Annotated in this window: 16 protein-coding genes and 1 pseudogene; 10 read left to right on the forward strand and 7 right to left on the reverse strand. The window is 71.5% G+C overall.

All coding sequences use genetic code 11. The features are described from left to right. The first annotated feature begins 2 nt into the window (after positions 1-2). Together ACFFIA_RS03420 and ACFFIA_RS03425 are read left to right on the forward strand one after the other, a co-directional pair. Positions 3-1568 carry an MFS transporter gene (locus ACFFIA_RS03420; protein ID WP_377245066.1) on the forward strand — a complete coding sequence of 522 codons (1566 nt, stop codon included), beginning with the start codon at positions 3-5 and terminating at the stop codon, positions 1566-1568. Continuing rightward, positions 1565-2236 carry a futalosine hydrolase gene (locus tag ACFFIA_RS03425; RefSeq protein WP_377245069.1) on the forward strand — a complete coding sequence of 224 codons (672 nt, stop codon included), beginning with the start codon at positions 1565-1567 and terminating at the stop codon, positions 2234-2236. The genes ACFFIA_RS03420 and ACFFIA_RS03425 overlap by 4 nt, the downstream gene beginning before the upstream one ends. A 45-nt stretch (positions 2237-2281) precedes the next feature. Here ACFFIA_RS03425 and ACFFIA_RS03430 read toward each other — a convergent pair whose 3' ends face one another. Beyond that, complete coding sequence (locus ACFFIA_RS03430) at positions 2282-3142, reverse strand: helix-turn-helix domain-containing protein (protein WP_377245072.1); 861 nt, start codon at positions 3140-3142, stop codon at positions 2282-2284. A gap of 343 nt (positions 3143-3485) precedes the next feature. Here ACFFIA_RS03430 and ACFFIA_RS03435 point away from each other — a divergent pair. After that, a pseudogene (locus ACFFIA_RS03435) lies at positions 3486-4247 on the forward strand (1,4-dihydroxy-6-naphtoate synthase); the annotation flags it as partial. On the opposite strand, the gene ACFFIA_RS03440 reads toward ACFFIA_RS03435, so the two are convergent. Continuing rightward, complete coding sequence (locus tag ACFFIA_RS03440) at positions 4246-4632, reverse strand: cold-shock protein (RefSeq protein WP_377245075.1); 387 nt, start codon at positions 4630-4632, stop codon at positions 4246-4248. The pseudogene ACFFIA_RS03435 and the gene ACFFIA_RS03440 sit on opposite strands and share 2 nt — an antisense overlap. 36 nt (positions 4633-4668) lie before the next feature. Further along, positions 4669-5253, reverse strand: coding sequence for an HAD family hydrolase (locus tag ACFFIA_RS03445; RefSeq protein ID WP_377245696.1), 585 nt, complete (start codon positions 5251-5253; stop codon positions 4669-4671). A gap of 129 nt (positions 5254-5382) precedes the next feature. On the opposite strand from ACFFIA_RS03445, the gene ACFFIA_RS03450 reads away from it, so the two are divergent. Both ACFFIA_RS03450 and ACFFIA_RS03455 read left to right on the forward strand, forming a co-directional pair. Beyond that, complete coding sequence (locus ACFFIA_RS03450; RefSeq protein ID WP_377245078.1) at positions 5383-7755, forward strand: helicase-associated domain-containing protein; 2373 nt, start codon at positions 5383-5385, stop codon at positions 7753-7755. Between the two features lie 212 nt (positions 7756-7967). Further along, a complete protein-coding gene (locus ACFFIA_RS03455; RefSeq protein ID WP_377245081.1) occupies positions 7968-9011 on the forward strand; it encodes a S1 family peptidase in 1044 nt (347 codons plus the stop codon). 42 nt (positions 9012-9053) lie between these two features. On the opposite strand, the gene ACFFIA_RS03460 is transcribed toward ACFFIA_RS03455, so the two are convergent. Further along, positions 9054-9950: a L,D-transpeptidase family protein gene (locus ACFFIA_RS03460; protein ID WP_377245084.1), complete on the reverse strand. Its 897-nt coding sequence runs from the start codon at positions 9948-9950 to the stop codon at positions 9054-9056. Between the two features lie 116 nt (positions 9951-10066). On the opposite strand from ACFFIA_RS03460, the gene ACFFIA_RS03465 reads away from it, so the two are divergent. After that, positions 10067-11707 carry a DNA repair helicase XPB gene (locus ACFFIA_RS03465; RefSeq protein ID WP_377245087.1) on the forward strand — a complete coding sequence of 547 codons (1641 nt, stop codon included), beginning with the start codon at positions 10067-10069 and terminating at the stop codon, positions 11705-11707. 72 nt (positions 11708-11779) lie between these two features. Here ACFFIA_RS03465 and ligD (ACFFIA_RS03470) read toward each other — a convergent pair whose 3' ends face one another. Both ligD (ACFFIA_RS03470) and ligD (ACFFIA_RS03475) read right to left on the reverse strand, forming a co-directional pair. Continuing rightward, complete coding sequence (gene ligD / locus ACFFIA_RS03470; RefSeq protein WP_377245090.1) at positions 11780-12679, reverse strand: non-homologous end-joining DNA ligase; 900 nt, start codon at positions 12677-12679, stop codon at positions 11780-11782. Positions 12680-12738: 59 nt separating this feature from the next. Continuing rightward, the gene (gene ligD / locus ACFFIA_RS03475) at positions 12739-13677 is read right to left on the reverse strand and encodes a non-homologous end-joining DNA ligase (RefSeq protein ID WP_377245093.1); all 939 of its coding nucleotides are present in this window, start codon (positions 13675-13677) and stop codon (positions 12739-12741) included. Positions 13678-13801: 124 nt separating this feature from the next. Here ligD (ACFFIA_RS03475) and ku point away from each other — a divergent pair, with 124 nt between their 5' ends. The 3 genes from ku (at position 13802) to ACFFIA_RS03490 (ending at position 16604) form a co-directional block, all read left to right on the forward strand. Next, entirely contained in the window at positions 13802-14758 is a 957-nt protein-coding gene (gene ku / locus ACFFIA_RS03480) for a non-homologous end joining protein Ku (protein WP_377245096.1), read from the forward strand. A gap of 192 nt (positions 14759-14950) precedes the next feature. After that, positions 14951-15865: a DNA-processing protein DprA gene (locus ACFFIA_RS03485; RefSeq protein WP_377245099.1), complete on the forward strand. Its 915-nt coding sequence runs from the start codon at positions 14951-14953 to the stop codon at positions 15863-15865. Continuing rightward, positions 15852-16604, forward strand: a complete 753-nt coding sequence (locus ACFFIA_RS03490) for a phosphoribosyltransferase (RefSeq protein ID WP_377245102.1) — start codon at positions 15852-15854, stop codon at positions 16602-16604. Before ACFFIA_RS03485 ends, ACFFIA_RS03490 begins: the two co-directional genes overlap by 14 nt. A 26-nt stretch (positions 16605-16630) precedes the next feature. Here ACFFIA_RS03490 and ACFFIA_RS03495 read toward each other — a convergent pair whose 3' ends face one another. Further along, positions 16631-18262 (reverse strand): fatty acid--CoA ligase, encoded by a 1632-nt coding sequence (locus tag ACFFIA_RS03495; RefSeq protein ID WP_377245105.1) that lies wholly within the window; start codon positions 18260-18262, stop codon positions 16631-16633. A gap of 65 nt (positions 18263-18327) precedes the next feature. On the opposite strand from ACFFIA_RS03495, the gene ACFFIA_RS03500 reads away from it, so the two are divergent. Further along, complete coding sequence (locus ACFFIA_RS03500; protein WP_377245108.1) at positions 18328-18822, forward strand: NUDIX domain-containing protein; 495 nt, start codon at positions 18328-18330, stop codon at positions 18820-18822. Positions 18823-18825: the final 3 nt, after the last annotated feature.

The following is an 18825-nucleotide window of genomic DNA, read 5'->3' on the forward strand; positions in this document are numbered from 1 at the left end:
GGATGCCGCTGTTGCCATCGCTCGGCCGAGCTGTCGGCTCGATGATCCGGTGGACGCGGCTCCTCGGGCGCGGCTCGCTCCGCAGCGGCCGGTGGGCGGGGCGCAAGGTCGGCGCCGTGCGCACCAAGGGGGCCGGCGGCGAGATCGGCATGACCCGCCTGCTCGACCTGCACGCCGCGTCGTACGCGGGCGACATCCTCATCGCGATCGGCCTCGCCGGCACCATCTTCTTCAGCGCGCCGATCGGCGAGGCGCGCAGCGGGGTCGCCATCTACCTGCTGGTCACGATGATCCCGTTTGCGGTGCTCGCGCCGGTCGTCGGCCCGCTACTCGACCACTTCCGCCACGGCCGGCGGTACGCGCTCGCCACCACCATGCTCGGCCGCGCGTTCCTCGCCTGGCTGATGTCCGACTACATCCACGGCTTCGGGCTCTATCCCGCGGCGTTCGGCGTGCTCGCGCTCTCCCGGGCCTACGGCGTGGCCCGCTCAGCCGCCGTGCCCCGGCTGCTCCCCGAGGGCATGGGGCTGTCGCAGGCGGCCGCGCGCGCCGGCGTCTACGGCATGATCGCCGGCGCCGCGGTGACGCCGATCGGCCTGCTCGCCTTCAAGTTCGGGCCGCAGTGGCCGCTCCGGGTCGCCTCGATCATCTTCCTGGTCGGCATGGTGGTCGCGCTGCGGCTGCCGCCCAAGGCCGACTCCGACCCGCCAGAGGCGCTCCCTCGCCCGTTCGCCGCGATGGGCCTGCGCCGCGGCGACCGCGCCCTCACCGGCCGGCTCGTGATCGCCACGCTTATCAGCAGCGCGGCCCTCCGCGGCCTGTACGGCTTCCTGCTGCTCTTCCTCGCGTTCGCCATCAAGGCCGGCGACCTGACCACGATGTTCCTGGGCCGCGACGTGGGCGACGAGCTGGCGCTAGGCATCGCCGGCGGCGGGCTGGCGGTGGGCGGCTTCCTCGCCACCGCCATCGGCACGCGCATGCGCATCCACCGGCCGGCCGCGCTCCAGTCCAGTGGGCTCATCATCGTGGCCGGCGTGGCGGTGCTCGCCACGCTGAAGTTCTCGCTCGCGATGGTGGCGCTGCTCTGCCTGGTGACCGCGTTCATGAGCGGCATCTCCAAGCTCGCCGTCGACGCTTCCATCCAGGAGCGCATCGGCGACCGGCAGCGGGCCAGCGCGTTCGCCCACTCGGAGACCGTGCTGATGGTCGCCTGGGTCGCCGGCGGCGCGCTGGGGCTCATCCCGTTTCAGGGGCGCATGGGCATCGCCGTGGTCAGCGTCGTCGCGGTGGTCGCCGCCGTCCGGGCCGTGATCGTGGCCGGCAAGCTCCGCAAAGACAAGCTGCACGGGCGCGCCGACCCCAGCGTCGACTCGCCACCGCCCGCCTCCCCGCAATCCTCGTCTTCGCCGTCGACGCCGCCGGATGCCCCGCCGCCCCCGCCGGCCCAGGCCACGCGGCGACGGCGCGAGGCGCCCCCGGAGCCGGCCCCGAAGCCCGCCGAGGAGAAGGACGCGGGCCCCCCGCCCGGCTTCCACGTCTACCGTCCGTCGTCCGGCCCGCCCACATGACCCTGCTCGTCGTGACGGCGGTCGAGGCGGAGGCCCAGGCCGTACGCGCCGGACTGCGGCAGCCGGTGGCAGCCGCCTCGGGCGCCGAGCCGCCGCAGAGAGCGCCCGTGACCGTCGCCGCCGCCGGCGTGGGCGCCGCCGCCATCGCCGCCGGCACCGCCCGCCTGCTCACGCTCGCCGAGGCCGCCGGAGACCCGTACCAGGCGGTAGTCCTCGCCGGCATCGCCGGTGGCTTCCCGGGCCGCGCCCCGGTCGGCGCCACCGTACTCGCCGCCCACAGCATCGCCGCCGACCTGGGCGCAGACTCCCCGGAGGGTTTCATCCCGCTCGACGACCTCGGCTTCGGCACGACGATCGCGCCCGCCGACCCCGCCCTCCTGGCCCGCCTCCGGGCCGCCCTCCCCACCGCGATCACCGGCGACATCCTCACCGTCAACACCGTGACCGGCACGGCCCAGGGCGTGCAGACCCTCGCCGGCCGCTTCCCGGCCGCGGTCGCCGAGGGCATGGAGGGGTACGGAGTGGCGCGTGCCGCCGCCGCCGCGAGCGTGCCCTTCGCCGAGCTGCGCACCATCTCCAACGCGATCGGCCCCCGCGACCGCGCCGCGTGGCGCATCCCCGACGCCCTGGCCGCCCTGACCGCCGCCGCCCGCGCGCTCGGCGCCTAGCCGGCCCTTTCGGCTTCCGCTCGACCCTTTCGGCGCCTCGACGCTCTAGCCCTGAGGGGCGTCCGCCGGCCGTGCTCCACCGCGCCCGGCCGCACCGCCTCGTCTCAGCACCAGGGCCACGGCGCGCCAGGAATCGTCCTCGAACCCGCACCGGCGCAGGAACGCGGCTGGCAGCCCGGCCCCGACGACCGCTCGCGCCACGATGCCGGAGCGTGCCACCTCCGCCGCGAACTCCCCGACCAACCGCCGCCCGATCCCCAACCCGCGCAGCCCGGCCGCCACCACCACACCATCGAGCAGCACCTCGCGCAGCCCCGCCGGCTCCTCCGGATGCGCGGCGCGCACCGTAGCCCGCAACTCCCCGACCGTCTCCCCATCCGCTGTCTGTGCCAGCCACCGCCAGATGCCGCCCACTTCGACGCCGGCGTCATCTGCGCGACGGACCCGAAGCCCTCGCCGCGCCCACTCCCGGTGGCGCCGCCGCCCCCGCCGCGTGCGGCTCAGGTCATAGGTGTACTCCGGCGGCTCCAGCGGCCAGGCCGCCCGCGGCAGTCGGTGCCAATGGGCCCACCAGGCACCTGCCCAGTCGGTCAGATCCTCCACCGGCCGCACATCCAGGTGCGCCGGGTAGTGCCGCTCCGCCCGATCCCGCAGCTCCTCGCTCGGCACCGCCTCGACGCCATCGCCGCTCTCGACGCCGCCGCCCAGCGCCAGCGCCGCCCCCGCCGCCCGCACCAGCCGCTCCACGGTCCGGAACCGCGGATCTGTCACCAACCCGGCCTCGATGCGGGTCACGGTGCTCTTGGGAAGGCCCGCCCGCTCCGCCAACTCCCGCTGGCTCAGGTCAGCGCGCCGCCGCAGCGCGCGCAGGGCGACGCCCAGCTCGATCCCGCCTGTCTCCGCCATCACAGAGCAGCGTGCCGACCCTCCGCCCGCGCTTCAAGGCCGCCCCGATTCCTGTGGATAACCCCGGGGGGGGACGGGACCAGGTTGCGTTTACGAGAAGCTGTCGAGCTGGGCGCGTGGATGCGCCCAGGCCGCGTGGGCGCACCGGTGCGCCCAGCTCGACAGCTTTCCTGAAACAGCCCTCGGGCTCGGCGAGACGCTCAAGGTCCGGCGAGACGCTCAAGGTGGTGCCCGAGGACGCGAGCGACGTCAACGGTCAGGCCGGATTCCCGGCGGCCGGTGGGCGAGTCGGCGCTGGTCGGGGGCGGCGGGGTTGAGCGGTGGTAGGGGATAGCGTGGGGGCGTGGCGCTCTCACTCGCGATCTCGCCCTGCCCCAACGACACCTTCGTGTTTCACGCGCTCGTGCACGGCCTCGTGCCGGGCGCGCCGGCGTTCGACGTGACGTACGCGGACGTGGACGTGACCAACACGGCGGCCGAGAAGGGGGCGTTCGACCTGGTCAAGGTGAGCTATGCGGCGCTGCCCTGGCTGCTCGACGACTACCACCTGCTGCCCTGCGGCGGGGCGCTCGGGCGGGGCTGCGGGCCGCTCGTGGTCACCAAGGAGGCGCGGGCCGACCTGAGCGGGGCGACGATCGCGGTGCCGGGCGAGCGGACCACGGCGTACCTGCTGATGCGCCAGTGGGCGGCCAAGCGACCGCCGGCGAAGGTGGAGGTCGTGCCGTTCGAGCAGATCATGCCGGGCGTGGCGGCGGGGCGGTACGACGCCGGGCTGGTCATCCACGAGGCGCGCTTCACCTACCAGCGGCACGGGCTGACCGCGCTGGCCGACCTCGGTGAGTGGTGGGAGGCGGAGACCGGGCTGCCGATCCCGCTCGGGGCGATCCTGGCCCGCCGCGGCACGGTCGACCCGGAGGCCGCGGCGGAGTGGATCCGGGCTTCGGTGCGGTACGCGTGGGCGCACCCCGAGGCGAGCCGCGACTATGTGCTGGCGCACGCCCAGGAAATGGAGCCGGACGTGGTCGACCAGCACATAGCGCTCTACGTGAACGGATTTACCGAAGACCTCGGCAGCGAGGGACACAAAGCGGTGGAGACGCTGCTCAGGTCTCCAGCTCTTTAGCCACCGCGTGCACGACCTGGGCGACCATCTGGGCCGTCTTCTTGTCGGGGAAGCGGCCGCGGCGCAGGTCGGGCATGACCTTCGCCTCGAGCACCTTGATCATGTCTTCGATGAGGCCGTGCAGCTCCTCGGCGGGGCGCCGCCGCAGCTCGGCGACCGATGGGGGCGCGTCGAGCAGCGTCACGCCCATCGCCTGCGCGCCCTTGCGGCTGTCGACCACACCGAACTCGACCCGCTGACCGCTCTTGAGGTCTGTGACGCCGCCCGGCAGCGCATTTTTGGGCAGGAAGACGTCGCCACCCTCGTCACTGGTGACGAATCCGTAGCCCTTCTGCGCGTCGTACCACTTCACTCGACCCGTAGGCACCGCTGACCTCAACTCCGTTTGCGGGATTGCTGATTGTCACAAGGCTAACCGGAGCAGGCCCGTCAGCGCGCCTCGGAATCCGTTCAGGTCATCCAGCACCTCGCTGGCACCGGCCGCCCACAGCTCTTCTGCTGAGCACGGGCCGGTGGCGACGCCGAGGCCGGGGATGGCGGCGGTACGGGCGGCAACCATGTCGGCCACGTGGTCGCCTACGTAGAGGCGCACGTCATGCTCGGTCAGTGCGGTCGCCTTGCCCTCGGCGAAGAGGTCGCCGACCACCTCGTCGACCGCGAGCCCAAGGTGCTCCAGGTGCAGGCGGGCGAGCCGGCCGAGCTTGGACGTGACAACCACCACTCTGCCGCCGACCGCGCGTACGGCTCGCACCGCCTCCTCCGCGCCCGGCAGCAGCACCGTGGGGCCGATCGCGTACGTGGGGTAGAGCGCCCGGTACGCCTCCACCGCCTCCTCGACCTGCTCGGGCGCGAACCACAGGCGCAGCTCGTGGCGAAGCGGCGGGCCGAGGCGAGTGACCGCGGCGTCGGCGTCGACGTACACACCGGTCCGGGCGGAAAGCTCGCGGTAGGTGGCGGCGATGCCGGGGCGGGAGTCGATGAGAGTCATGTCGAGGTCGAACCCGACAACCAGCGGATCAGCCACGCCGGCGCTCCTCCCCAGGCAGTTTGTCGATCATCGTCACACACGCGAACGCCGGCCGCACCATCACACCGCCTCGGCTAGCGTTGAACGACGATGGCCACCACACTCGCCGACCACCTGCGCTCGCTGCCCGACCAGGCGCTGGCCGGGCTGCTCCAGATGCGCCCCGACCTCGTGCTGCCCGTGCCGTCCGACATCTCGGCGCTGGCCGTACGGGCGCAGTCGCGGGTATCGGTGGCGCGCGCGCTCGACGGGCTGGACCAGTTCACACTCCAGGTGCTCGACGCGGTGCGGCTGACCCGCGACCCCGACGACCACACCACCTCGGTCGACGCGGTGCTGGCGATGGCGAAGGGCGAGACATCGGCCGTACGCGAGGCGCTCGGGCGGCTGCGTGACCTGCTGCTCGTACCCGGTCCGGATGGCGCTCTGCACGTGGTTGCCGGTGTCGACGAGGTCTCGTCGCCGTACCCGGCGGGGCTCGGCCGACCCGCCGCCGAGCTGGACGCGGCCGCGGCGGCCCTCTGCGCGGACCCGGCCCGCCTGCGCCGGACGCTGCTGGCAGCGCCGCCGGCGGCGCGTGCGGTGCTCGACCGCCTCGCCGCCGGCCCGCCCGTGGGCACGCTCACCAGCGGCACGGCCGCCGCCGACTCGCCGGTGCGGTGGCTGATCGACAACGGGCTGCTCGTGCGGATCTCCGGTGACGCGATGGAGCTGCCCCGGGAGATCGGGCTGCTCCTGCGCCGCGACTCGGGGCCGCTCGGCCCGCTGCACGTACGCCCACCGGTGATCGGCGAGGCGGGTCCCCGCGCGGCCCGCGAGCCCAAGGCCGTCGACTCGGCCGGGGCGGGGCAGGCCATGGAGGCGGTACGGCAGGTGGAGGCGCTGCTCGCCGCGCTCGACGCCGAGCCGGTGACGATGCTGCGCTCGGGCGGGCTGGGCGTGCGCGACCTGCGCCGGCTGGCCAAGGCGACCGGGCTCGACGAGCCGGCCGCCGCGCTGCTGCTGGAGGTGGCACACGCGGCCGGGCTGGCGGGCGAGGGCGAGGTGCCGGCCGCCCGGGTCGGCGCCGAGTTGATTTTCCTGCCCACCGCCGCATACGACACCTGGCGCGCGCTCCCGCTCGCCCGCCGCTGGGAGCGGCTGGCCGCGGCGTGGCTCGCGATGACCCGGCAGGCCGGGCTGGTCGGGCAGCGCGACGAGCGAGACCGGCCGATCAACGTACTCGCGAGCGACGCGGAACGCGCCGGTGCGCCAGCCGCCCGCCGCGCCGTGCTGGAGGTGCTCGCCGGGCTGGAGCCGGGCACCGCCCCCACCGCCGACGAGGTGCTCGCGCTGCTCGCCTGGCGGGCGCCGCGCCGGGCCAAGGGCCGGGAGGTGGCCCACCGCGAGGTGCTCACCGACGCGGCGCTGCTCGGCGTGACCGGGCTGGGCGCGCTCACCACGTACGGGCGCCTGCTCGCCAGCCGGGAAGGGCGCGAAGACGACGACCCCCTGGGCGTACGGGCGGGCGAGGCGCCAGAACTCGCCGACGCGCTCGACGCCCTGCTCCCCGCGCCCGTCGACCACGTACTGGTGCAGGCCGACCTGACCGTGGTCGTGCCCGGGCCGCCCGAGCCGGCGCTCGCCGCCGAGCTGGAGATCGTGGCCGAGCACGAGTCCGCCGGCGGCGCGAGCGTGCACCGGGTCACCGAGGCGAGCGTGCGGCGCGCACTGGATGCCGGCTACACCGCCGACGACCTCCACTCGCTCTTCCGCCGCCGCTCCCGCACACCGGTCCCGCAAGGGCTGACCTACCTCGTCGACGACGTGGCCCGCAAGCACGGCGGGCTGCGCGCGGGCGGTGCCGGGGCGTACGTGCGCAGCGACGACGAGGCCCTGCTCGTGCAGCTCCTCGCCGACAAGCGGCTGGGCGCGCTCACCCTGCGGCGGCTGGCCCCGACCGTGCTGGTCACGCCGTACCAGATCGGTCGGTTGCTGGCCGCGCTCCGCGAGGCCGGCTACCCGCCGGTGCACGAGGACGCGAGTGGCGCGGCGGTGCTGACCCGTGCGAAGTCGCGGCGGGCGCCGATGCGTACGCCGGCCGCGCTCCGCACCGACCCACTCGGACCGCCGCCGCTCACCCCGCCCCGGCTGGCCGGCATCGTCGAGCAGATCCGGCGGGGCGACGCGGCAGCCCGGGCCGCCCGCCGTGCGCCGGTGACCGTACGGGCCGCCAACGGGCACGGCGTCGAAGGGCTCACCGCCGTGCAGGCGCACAGCCAGGCGCTGGCCGTACTCCAGCAGGCGGTGCGCGACAAGGCGCTGGTGTGGGTCGGGTACGTCGACGCGCACGGCGCCACCGCCTCCCGCCTGGTGCGGCCGGTGTCGATCGGCGGCGGCTACCTGCGCGCCGAGGACGAACGCACCGAGATGCTGCACACCTTCGCGCTGCACCGGATCACCGCCGCGGTCCTCGACGACTGAGCCCTTTCGACGGTCCGGTTTCAGCCGCTTTCACCATCCCGACCAGGTCATATCGCCGGCTTCGGGGTCATATTGCGGCATACATCAACCGCATATTAGTTCTTGTGAATTCTTAGATGTGATGGAAGTCTTCTTCACATCTCGGCACCAAAGCGGTCGAGATCACCCATCACGTCCCCGACGTGTGCCCAAAACACCCCCTGGAGGCTCACGTGAGACTCAACCGACCCGCCGCCATCCTCGCGGCACCGGTACTCCTGCTCGGCTCGGTGCTCTGGCCGTCCGCCGCGCAAGCCGCTCCAGAACCTCTCCTCGCCGCGGCCGCTGACCAGGCCACCAGCCTCAGCGCGGACCTCGGCAGCCGCTCAGCCGGCGCGTACATCGACCTCGCCACCGGGCGCATGGTGGTCACGGTGACCGACGCCGCCGCCGCACGCCAGGTGCGGGCCGCCGGCGCCACCGCCAAGACCGTCAAGTACAGCGCCGCCCAGCTCGACGCCGTTACCGCGAAGGTCGCGAAGACCGTCGACATCCCCGGCATCGCCCGCCACACCGACGTGACCACCAACCAGGTCGTGGTCACCGCCGACAGCACCGTCACCGGCGCCCGCCTCGACGCGGTCAAGGCCGCCGTGGCAGCGGCCGGCGACGCGGCCCGCCTGGAGACCACGTCCGAGAAGTTCCAGCTCTTCATCGCGGGCGGCCAGGCCATCTACACCGGCGGCTCGCGCTGCTCGCTCGGCTTCAACGTGCGTACGTCGAGCGCGCTCTACTTCGTCACCGCCGGCCACTGCACCAACGCCGGCACGACCTGGACGAACGGCTCGGTCACGCTCGGCACGCGCGCCGGCTCGAGCTTCCCGGGCAACGACTATGGGATCGTCCGGTACACCAACACGAGCATCGCCCGCCCCAGCGCGGTGTGGCTGTACTCGGGCAGCAGCACCCGGTCGATCACCTCGGTCGGCAACGCGACCGTCAACCAGTCGGTGCAGCGCAGCGGCAGCACCACCGGTGTACGCAGCGGCCGGGTGACCGCGACCAACGCCACGGTGACCTACCCGCAGGGCACGGTCAGCGGCCTCATCCGCACCACCGTGTGCGCGCAGCCGGGTGACAGCGGCGGCTCGCTCTTCTCCGGCAGCGTCGGCCTCGGCCTGACCTCCGGCGGCAGCGGCAACTGCACCACCGGCGGCACGACCTTCTTCCAGCCGCTCAACGAGGTGATGTCGGTCTACGGCCTGAGCCTGGGCTGACCGCTCGCCGAAACGACACCGGCCGCCGGCCGGGCGCCTGGATCAGGTGCCTTGCCGGTGGCCGAACACGTAAACCCGCGTGCCGACCTTGCCGAGCTTGTAGAACGCGCGGGCGTCGGAGGGCAGCAGGTTGATGCAGCCGTGCGAGCCGATCGACTTCGTGTGGATGTACGTCGTGGTCTCGTGGAAGCCGATGCCCCCGTTGAAGCGCTGCCAGTAGGGCAGCCACACCTCGTACGGGTTGGACCACTCCTTGAGCGCCTTGTTTCGCACCGAGTACGCGCCGGTCGGGGTCGCGTAGCCGGGCATGCCGGTGCGCGTGACGGTGGGCCCCAGCACCACCTTGCCGCCCTGGATCGCGAAAACGGTCTGGTGGGTCAGGTCGACGCAGAAAGTGGTACCCGATCCGGTCTTGCACTTGCTCGTGTCGGTCGCGGCCAGGCGCTTGGCGACGTCGGCCGTGGTGGGACCGGCGCGGCCGGCGGCCGGCCGGATGCCGTAGCGCTGCTGGAACTTCTTGATCGCCGCGCAATCGGCGGCCGACTGCCTGCCGTCGACGGTGACCGCCCCGAACGTGCCCAGCTTGGCCAGCGCGGTCTCCACCTCGCGCTGGTTTTCCCCCTGCGGGCAGCCGGGCGTGGTGGTGGTCTTTGGCTTCGGCGCCTTGGTGGTGGTCGTCGGCGTCGGCTTGACCGTGGGCGACGCGGACGGGCTCGACGGCGGGGTCGTGGGAGACGCGGACGGGCCGGGCGACGCGCTCGCCCCCGTAGCGCCCTGCCCCGCACTCACCGACTGGGCGTCTCCCCCAGCCTGGCCAGATTGCGACTCGAGCGCGCACGCACCGGCACCGACCAGCACGACGACTGCAACGGCGGCCAAGCGCAAACCTTTGTCAACCACGGCGCCCTCCCCAGAGCAGTTGTCGTGACGTAGACGCATGACAGTGCCGGTCTGGTTGCGTCCGAATGAAGACTTTCTTCGCGGCAGTGTGACCTAGGGAGGCAAGTCTGGAGGTCGTGCAACACTGGAGGGTCTGCGTGGAGTAGGGGGCGATCTTGAACGGCGGACCATTGATCGTGCAGTCGGACAAGACCCTGCTGCTGGAGGTCGACCACCCCGACGCGCTCGCCTGCCGCATGGCAATCGCGCCATTTGCCGAGCTGGAGCGCTCGCCGGAGCACGTGCACACCTATCGGCTGACCCCGCTCGGCCTGTGGAACGCGCGGGCCGCCGGCCACGATGCCGAGGGCGTGGTCGACGCGCTGCTCCGCTTCTCCCGCTACCCCGTGCCGCACGCGCTGCTGGTCGACGTGGCCGAGACGATGGACCGGTACGGCCGGCTCCAGCTCGTCAACCATCCGACACACGGGCTGGTGCTGCGCGGGCTCGACCGGGCGGTGCTGGTCGAGGTCGCCAAGTCGAAGAAGCTCGCCGGGATGCTCGGCGCCAAGATCGACGACGACACGCTCGCGGTGCACCCCTCCGAGCGAGGGCGGCTCAAGCAGGCGCTGCTCAAGCTCGGCTGGCCGGCGGAAGACCTCGCCGGATACGTCGACGGCGAGGCGCACCAGATCGATCTCGCGCAAGACGGCTGGCAGCTCCGCTCGTACCAGCAGGAGGCTGTCGACCACTTCTGGGCTGGCGGCTCGGGCGTGGTCGTGCTCCCCTGCGGCGCGGGCAAGACGCTGGTCGGGGCGGCCGCGATGGCCCAGGCGTCGGCGACCACGCTCATCCTGGTCACCAACACCGTCGCCGGCCGCCAGTGGAAGCGCGAGCTGCTCGCCCGCACCTCACTGACCGAGGAGGAGATCGGCGAGTACTCCGGCGAGCGCAAGGAGATCCGCCCGGTCACGATCGCCACGTACCAGGTGCTCACGACCCGCCGCAGCGGCGCCTTCACCCACCTCGACCTCTTCAACGCGCGCGACTGGGGCCTGGTCATCTACGACGAGGTGCACCTGCTGCCCGCGCCGATCTTCCGCTTCACGGCAGACCTCCAGGCCCGCCGCCGGCTGGGGCTCACCGCGACCCTGGTACGGGAGGACGGCCGCGAGGGCGACGTCTTCTCGCTGATCGGGCCGAAGCGGTACGACGCGCCGTGGAAGGACATCGAGGCGCAGGGCTGGATCGCCCCGGCCGACTGCACCGAGGTGCGCGTCACGCTCTCCGAGGAGGAGCGCATGGCGTACGCGACCTCCGAGGCGGAGGAGCGCTACCGCTTCGCCGCGACCGCCCGTTCCAAGCTCCCGGTCGTGAAGGCGCTGGTCGAGCGCCACTCCGACGACCAGGTGTTGGTGATCGGGGCATACATCGACCAGCTCCACCAGCTCGGCGAGGCGCTCGACGCCCCGATCGTCCAGGGCTCCACCACCAACAAGGAGCGGGAGCGGCTCTTCGACGCGTTCCGGTCGGGCGAGGTCCGCACGCTCGTGATCTCACGGGTCGGCAACTTCTCGATCGACCTGCCCGAGGCGGCGGTGGCGATCCAGGTCTCTGGCACCTTCGGCTCGCGGCAGGAGGAGGCGCAGCGCCTCGGCCGCGTGCTGCGCCCCAAGTCGGACGGGCGGCAGGCGCACTTCTACACGGTGGTGTCGCGGGACACGATCGACACCGAGTACGCGGCGCACCGCCAGCGATTCCTGGCCGAGCAGGGATACGCGTACACCATCGTCGACGCCGACGACGTGCTCGCCTGAGGCTTCCGGGCGGATCGTGTTGGACGCGCGGCCTCGTGCGATCGGCTTCGTCGGTGCCAGTCGGGCCGTCACTCACTGACTGGGCAGCGAAGGGCCGGGGGCCAGCAGGTCTTCGAGCAGGTCGCCGTACTCCTCGATCCGCTCCAGCACCTCGTCTGAGGTGAACGCCCGCGCCGCCCCTGCCTCCACCTCGTCCCAGGTCAGCGGCGTGGAGACGGTCGGTGTGGGCTGGGCGCGCAGCGAGTACGGCGCGACCGTCGTCTTGGCCGCGCTGTTCTGGCTCCAGTCGATGAAGACCTTGCCCGGCCGCAGCCGCTTCGCCATCTTTGAGGTGATCGACCGGGAGTGACCCCGCTCCACCTCCTCGGCGATCCGCTTGGCGTACGCGGAGACCTCCTCGGCCGACTGCGTACCCGCGATCGGGCAGCTCAGCTGCATGCCCTTCTTCCCCGAGGTCTTCGGATAGGCGGTCAGCCCGTCCTCGGCCAGCCGGTCGCGCATCAGCACCGCCACCGCACAGCACTCGCGCAGCCCCGCCGGCGCGCCGGGGTCGAGGTCGACCACCATCAGGTCGGGTTCTTCGCCGACCCGCCACTGCGGTGTGTGCAGCTCCAGCGCGGCGAGGTTGGCGAGCCACACCAGCGTCGGCAGGTCGTCGGCGACCACGTAGTCGATGGTCTCCCGGTCCTTGGTCGACCCCGGCACCGGCATCGTCTCGACCCGCACCCAGTCGGGGGTACCGCCGGGCTTGTTCTTCTCGAAGAAGGACTGCCCGCCGACGCCGTTGGGGAAGCGGATCCGGGTCAGCGCCCGGCCGCGCAGGTGCGGCAGGAGCACGGGCGCGACCCGCGTGTAGTAGTTGATGACCTCGCCTTTGGTGAAGCCGGCCGACGGATAGAGCACCTTGTCCAGGTTGGACAGCTCCAGCGCCTGCCCGTCGACCTCGACCCGGATCCGCTGCTCCTTAGGCATTGCTTACCCCGCTCCGTCGCTCGGCGCCAGTCCGCCGCCGTGGTCAAGGCCCGTCCTGCTCATCCGTCCACGTCCTCGGGTCGCATGTCTGGGCGCAGCCGCAGGAACCTTGGGAAGCGCAGTCTCCCGTCTGGCGTGCGCTGGCCGTACTTCACCTCCACCACGATCTCCGGTCTTACCCAGATCGCGCCACGGGCATCTTCACGCGGGATTTCGTCGCCGAACGGTGACGGCGCGTCCCGCCGCGGCTCCAGCTCCCTCAGCAACGCGCGCTCGGCCGCGGCGCCGATGCCCCCGCCGACCCGGCCGCGGAACACCAGCCGCCCGTCCGGCCTCGGCACGCCGACCAGGAGCCCGCCGACCTTCCGGGCGCCCGGCCGCCAACCGCCGACCACGAACTCGGCGGTGAACTCCGCCTTCACCTTCACCCAATCGGGGGAACGGACGCCGGGCCGGTAGATCGAGTCGAGCCGCTTGGCGACCAGGCCCTCCAACTGGTTCTCCTTCGCCGCCTCGTAGGTCGCCGGGCCGTCCGGGAAGCTCGGCGGCACCGCCCAGCACGGCCCGGCGAGCGCCAGCGACTCCAGCGCGGCCCGCCGCTCCCGGTACGGCCACGCGGTCAGATCGACACCGCGGAGGCGGAGCAGGTCGAAGATCATGTACGTCACCGGGATGCTCGCCGCCAGCCGGGCCGCCCTCGCCTTCTCGCGTACGTGCATCCGCTCGGCCAGCGCGGTGAAGCTCGGCCGCCCCGCCTCATCGAGCAGTACGACCTCGCCGTCGAGCACCGCGTCGTCGAGGGCGGTACCGAGGCGGGCCAGCTCGGGATAGGCGGCGGTGATTTCCGCACCGGACCGGGCCCACATGCGCGCGGCGCCCTGGGCGATTTCGGTAATCGCGCGTACGCCGTCCCATTTGAACTCGTACGTCCATCCGGAACCGGCCGGAAGCCGCTCCCCGGTGGTCGCGAGCATTGGTTTCAGCGGCGCACCAGCCACGATCTCACCATAGATCCACTCTGAAGCCCTCGCGTCCCGTTCGATGCGGTGTAATCCTGGTGAGACCGGGCTGTGGACGCACGGCGGGGGTTCCGAGCAGGCCAGGGATAGGGAGCCGGTATTTATGCGCGCGATCTGGAAGGGTGCGGTCTCGTTCGGCCTCGTGTCGATCGCCGTGAAGCTCTATTCGGCGACAGAGGAGAAGGACATCCGCTTTCACCAGGTTCACCGGGAAGACGGCGGGCGCATCCGATACAAGCGCACCTGCTCGATCTGCGGCGAAGAGGTCACCTATGACGACATCGCCAAGGGCTACGACATCGGCGGCGGCGAGATGGTCATCCTCACCGACGAAGACTTCGCCGACCTCCCGCTGAGCACCTCGCACGCGATCGACGTGCTGGAGTTCGTGCCGGCCGACCAGGTCGACCCGATCCTCTACAACAAGGCGTACTTCATGGAGCCCGAGGGCGCGGCCACCAAGCCGTACGTCCTGCTCCGCGACGCCCTCGCCGACGCCGACCGGGTAGCGATCGTGAAGGTGGCCCTGCGGCAGCGCGAGCAGCTCGCCACGCTGCGCGTACGCGAGGGCGTGCTGCTGCTCAACACCATGCTGTGGCCCGACGAGATCCGTAAGCCCGACTTCAACTTCCTCGACGAGAACATCGAGGTGCGCCCGCCGGAGCTGGCCATGGCCGGCTCCCTGATCGACTCGATGGCCGGCGACTTCGCCCCGGACGACTTCAAGGACAACTACCGCGAGGCGCTCCAGGAGGTCATCGACGCCAAGGTCGAGGGTCGCGAGGTCGTACAGCCCGAGGAGGTCGAGGAGGCCCCGGCCGCCGCGGTCGACCTGATGGCCGCGCTGAAGGCGTCGGTCGAGCGGGCCCGGGCCGCGCGCGGCGAGGAGGGCGGCGAGCCCACGCCGATCTCGGCGGCCCGGTCGGCGAAGAAGGCGGAACCGGCGAAGAAGGCCGAGCCCGCGAAGAAGGCGGCCGCCAAGAAGGCCGAGCCCGCCAAGAAGACCGCGGCGGCGAAGAAGGCCCCGGCCAAGAAGGCGCCGACCAAGAAGACGGCCTGACCGGCTACTCCGTCGCCCTGGGATGCGCCGGACCCGCTGCCACGACCATCCAGGCGTCGCGCCGTCCTTGACAAAGACCCTAAAGCGAACATACGTTCGACCAACGACGGCTACGCGTCATCGCGGGCGTCGGGCGACGACATCTCGAGAGGGTGAAGGCACGATAGCTGGATGGGCCCTACGATCGTGAACGTGGATGGGGCGACGATCGAGCGGGCGGCACTGGTCGCTCTGCTGCGCCGCCCCGGCACAAGCTGGTCGGAAATCGCTCTCAGCATCCAGGAGATCGGGAGCGCCGTCACCGTCCTCGATCGCACAGTCGGTCGATCTGACACTCTCTTCCCCGAGACCGACTCTGTTGAAGAGCTGATCACTGCTGCAGCTCAAGAGATCGCGGGCTGGCAGGCCGGGGGCATCGGCGTACACGCCTTCTTCGACGACACCTACCCCGCTCAACTGCTCGGCGTCAGGGAGATGCCGCCGCTGCTGTTCACTCGTGGCGACCTACGCCTCCGTGATCGCGCGGTCGCGGTGGTCGGCAGCCGCAGCGCCACGGCGGAAGGATTGCGCATCGCCCGCGCGGTCTCGACGTCACTGGCCAACCGAGGAGTGACGGTCGCCAGCGGGCTCGCCAAGGGCATCGACACCGTCGCCCACACCTCGACGCTGGAGGCTGGCGGACGCACCGTGGCCGTCATCGGCACCGGCATCCACCACTACTATCCGGCCACAAACCGACGACTCCAGGACCAGATCAGCGAGGTCGGCCTCGTCCTCAGCCAGTTCTGGCCCGACTCACCACCTACCAAGCAAAGCTTTCCCATGCGTAACGCGGTCATGAGCGGCTACGCCGCCGCGACCGTTGTCGTCGAGGCCGGCGAGAAGAGCGGTGCCCGCATCCAGGCCCGCCTTGCCCTTCAGCACGGCCGCCCCGTCGTACTCACCAGCCAGGTCATGCAGTGCGACTGGGCCAAGTCGTTCGCGGAAAACCCTGGTGTCTACACGGCGCATGGCACGGTGGATCTGCTGGAGGCCGTTGACGACATCCTTGGCCGCCTCCCCACCGAAGCCGGGCTGGAGAACTTCCCTGACCTTGCCCTCCACTGACAAACGCTGGACCGCCATCCGCCAGTATGTCGAGGTACAGCGCAACTATCTGCGCAACCCGCTGCCGCCGCATCCCTGGATTTGCCCCATTTGTCGCGGCGTGCGCACCGAGGGCTATCCCCTCTGCTTCCGCTGCCAATCCCATCGAGACCGTTCTGGGGGCGTCCTCGCCGACCTTGTCGTGCCGATCTCCTACTCTCCCCGCACTGGCCAGCATCACCACAACCTGCGCACCTACAAGGGCACCGTCTCGTCCGAGCAGGCACAGTGGAGCCTGCTCGCCGTCTTGCTGCTGTTCCTGCACGACCACGTTGGCTGCCTCGCGAAGCGAACCGGCGCTGCCCTGACGCATGTCACGGCGGTTCCCAGCACTCGCCGCCGCCCCGGTCAGCATCCCCTCGCCTCACTTGTCGGCTCTCGGCTGGATCTGCCGTGGATCGCCAGTTCCGTCAATCCCCAGTACGGTCCGGACGACCGCGAGTTTCACCCGGACTGGTTCACCCCGACCCTGCATGACGGACCGGTGCACGCGCTGATCATCGAAGACACGTGGACCACTGGAGCGCGGGCCCAGTCGTTGGCTTACGCGCTCAAGACCGCCGGTGCCGCCACGGTCGCCACCGTCGTCCTGGGCCGACATGTGGACACTGAGTATCCGCCGTCAAAGCGCCTTCTCAGCGCGATCACTGGCCCCGTCTTCGACACCACTAGATGCTCGCTAGAGGATCGTTTGCCCTGACCCCAAAGACCGTTTGAGTCGCTTCCTTACCGGAGCTCGGTGACCTCCAGAGCGCCGTCGGCGTAGTTGGAGCGGACGCGCTTCTTGTCGAACTTGCCGACGCTCGTCTTCGGTACCGCCTCGATGAAGGCCCACCGCTCGGGCAGCTGCCACTTGGCCACGCGCTCGCCGAGGAAGTCGCGCAGCTCCTCGGCGCTCGCCGTCGCGCCCTCCCGGAGCACGACGGTGGCCAGCGGGCGCTCGTCCCAGCGCTCGTCGGGCACGCCGACCACGCACGCCTCCAGCACAGCGGGGTGGGCCATCAGCGCGTTTTCCAGCTCGACCGAGGAGATCCACTCGCCGCCGGACTTGATGACGTCCTTGGCGCGGTCGGTCAGGGTGATGAAGCCGTCGGCGGAAAGCGTGCCCACGTCGCCGGTGCGGAGCCAGCCGTCGCGGAACTTGTCGGGATCGGGGACGTCCTCCCCGATGTACCGCGATGTGGTCCACGGCCCCCGGACCTCCAGCTCGCCCACGGACTTGCCGTCGGCGGGCATCTGCTCGCCCAGCGGGCCGACGATGCGGGCGGCGACGCCGGCGGGCACGCGCCCCTGCGTGATCCGGTAGGCCCACGCGTCGTCACCGGTCACGCCGGCGGGCGCGCGCGAGACCGAGCCGAGTGGGGACATCTCGGTCATACCCCACGCATGGATGACCTCGATGCCGTAGCGCTCCCGGAACGCCGCCATCAGCGCGGGCGGGCAGGCCGAGCCGCCGACGATCACCTCCTTGAGGGAGGAGATGTCGGTGTCGTTGCTGTCCAAGTAGGACAGCACATCGGTCCAGATGGTGGGGACGGCGCCGGCCTTGGTGGGACGCTCGGACGCGATCATCTGGGCGATCGGTCCACCTTGAAGGAAGCGGTCGGGCATCACCAGCGAGGCGCCCGACATGAACGCGGCGAACGGAATGCCCCACGACATCGCGTGAAACATCGGCACGATCGCCAGCTCGCGGTCGGCCGGGCTGAGGCCGAAGCCCTCGGGCGCGCAGACCTGCATTGAGTGCAGCCAGATCGAGCGGTGCGAGTATGCCACGCCCTTGGGATGGCCCGTCGTGCCCGAGGTGTAGCAGAGGGCGGCGGCGTCCCGCTCGTCGAGCGTGGGCCAGTCGAAACGCTCCGGCTTGTCGCGCAGCAGGTCATCCCACCGGTGTAAGGCAACACGGTCGCCCAGCGGCGCCGGATCTCCCCCGCCGACCACCACCACGTGCTCCACAGTGGACATCGTGGGCAGCACCTTCGCCAGCAGCGGGATCAGCGTGCTGTCGACGATCAACACGTGGTCCTCGGCGTGGTTGGCGATGTACGTGATCTGGTCGGGAAACAGCCGCAGGTTGAGCGTGTGCAGCACGGCGCCCATGCTCGGCACGGCCAGGTAGGCGACCAGGTGCTCGGCGTTGTTCCACATGAAGGTGGCGACCCGCTGGTCGCCGGTCACGCCCAGGTCGTCACGGAGGGCGTGGGCGAGCTGGGCGGCCTTGGCGCCCACCTCGGAGTACGTCATGCGGCTGCTGCCGGCGCCGGTCCAGGTGGCCACATCGGCACTGCCGTGCACGGTGCTGCCGTGCTCGAGGATGCGGGAGACGAGGAGCGGGGCGTCCATCATCGTGCTACGCATCCCCCGAATCTAGTGGCCTGGATCACACCAACGGAAGGGCTCGGGGCAGGCCCTAGGATCGGGCCGTGGCGAGCATCCCCTGGGCGGAGTCCTACCTCGGCCAACTGCGCGCGCTGGCCGGCGACCGCACCCTGCTCTTCGTCGGCGCACGCGGCATCGTCTTCGACGACGACGGTCGTGTGTTGCTGATCCGCCGCCGCGACAACGGCATCTGGGCGGTCCCGGCGGGCGCGATGGAGCTGGGCGAGTCGATCGCCGAGTGTGCGGTGCGGGAGGTGTACGAGGAGACCGGGCTGCGCGCGGCCGAGGTGACCCCGTTCGCCTTCTACACCGGCCCCGCGTACACGTTCACCAACATGTACTCGGACACCTACCAGCTCTTCGTGACCGCGTTCCGGATCGACCGGTGGGCGGGCCAGTTGGCACGGGTCACCGACGAGACCATCGACGCGGGCTTCTTCCACCCCGAGGAGGCGCCGCAGCCGCTCTCCCGGAGCGTGTACGAGTCGCTCGCCGACCTCGCCGCCTTCGAGCGCACCGGACAGATGGTGCTCAAGTAGCGC

The organism is Phytohabitans kaempferiae, from assembly GCF_042433955.1.
In the GTDB taxonomy this organism is placed as follows: Bacteria; Actinomycetota; Actinomycetes; order Mycobacteriales; family Micromonosporaceae; genus Phytohabitans; species Phytohabitans kaempferiae.